General features: G+C 54.0%; 1 rRNA gene. It reads right to left on the bottom strand.

Features of this window, described 5'->3' with window-relative positions:
• Nucleotides 1-21: 21 nt before the first annotated feature.
• Nucleotides 22-1695 (bottom strand): 23S ribosomal RNA (locus tag ACVDHI_RS20725); the annotation flags it as partial.

Here is a 1695-nt window from a genome sequence, read left to right as displayed (position 1 = left end):
AGAACACTTCTTGGGTGTTGTATGGTTAAGCCTCACGGGTAATTAGTATGGGTTAGCTCAACGTATCGCTACGCTTACACACCCCACCTATCAACGTTGTGGTCTCCAACGGCCCTTTAGGACCCTCAAGGGGTCAGGGATGACTCATCTCAGGGCTCGCTTCCCGCTTAGATGCTTTCAGCGGTTATCGATTCCGAACTTAGCTACCGGGCAGTGCCACTGGCGTGACAACCCGAACACCAGAGGTTCGTTCACTCCGGTCCTCTCGTACTAGGAGCAACTCCCTTCAATCATCCAACGCCCACGGCAGATAGGGACCGAACTGTCTCACGACGTTCTGAACCCAGCTCGCGTACCACTTTAAATGGCGAACAGCCATACCCTTGGGACCGACTTCAGCCCCAGGATGTGATGAGCCGACATCGAGGTGCCAAACACCGCCGTCGATATGAACTCTTGGGCGGTATCAGCCTGTTATCCCCGGAGTACCTTTTATCCGTTGAGCGATGGCCCTTCCATTCAGAACCACCGGATCACTATGACCTACTTTCGTACCTGCTCGACCTGTCCGTCTCGCAGTTAAGCTGGCTTATGCCATTGCACTAACCTCCTGATGTCCGACCAGGATTAGCCAACCTTCGTGCTCCTCCGTTACTCTTTGGGAGGAGACCGCCCCAGTCAAACTACCCACCAGGCACTGTCCGCGAGCCCGATTCAGGGCCCTGCGTTAGAACATCAAACATACAAGGGTGGTATTTCAAGGACGGCTCCAGCGCAACTGGCGTCACGCCTTCAAAGCCTCCCACCTATCCTACACATGTAGGTTCAATGTTCAGTGCCAAGCTGTAGTAAAGGTTCACGGGGTCTTTCCGTCTAGCCGCGGGTACACCGCATCTTCACGGCGAATTCGATTTCACTGAGTCTCGGGTGGAGACAGCATGGCCATGGTTACACCATTCGTGCAGGTCGGAACTTACCCGACAAGGAATTTCGCTACCTTAGGACCGTTATAGTTACGGCCGCCGTTTACCGGGGCTTCGATCAAGAGCTTCGCTTGCGCTAACCCCATCAATTAACCTTCCGGCACCGGGCAGGTGTCACACCCTATACGTCCACTTTCGTGTTTGCAGAGTGCTGTGTTTTTGATAAACAGTCCCAGCCATCTGGTCACTGCGACTCCCGACAGCTCCATCCGCAAGGGACTTCACCATCAAGAGCGAACCTTCTCCCGAAGTTACGGTTCTATTTTGCCTAGTTCCTTCACCCGAGTTCTCTCAAGCGCCTTGGTATTCTCTACCCGACCACCTGTGTCGGTTTGGGGTACGATGACTTGTAATCTGAAGCTTAGAGGCTTTTCCTGGAAGCAGGGCATCAATGGCTTCCGCACCGTGGTGCGTTCGTCTCGTGTCTCAGTGTTGTGTCTCCGGATTTGCCTAGAAACACCACCTACGCACTTTCACCAGGACAACCGTCGCCTGGCCCACCTAGCCTTCTCCGTCCCCCCATCGCAATTACAAGTCGTGCAGGAATATTAACCTGCTTCCCATCGATTACGCCTTTCGGCCTCACCTTAGGGGTCGACTCACCCTGCCCCGATTAACGTTGGACAGGAACCCTTGGTCTTCCGGCGAGGAGGCTTTTCACCCCCTTTATCGTTACTTACGTCAGCATTCGCACTTCTGATATCTCCAGCAT

Source organism: Aeromonas sp. 25-248 (assembly GCF_053005425.1).
This window is presented reverse-complemented; position numbering and strand designations above follow the sequence as displayed.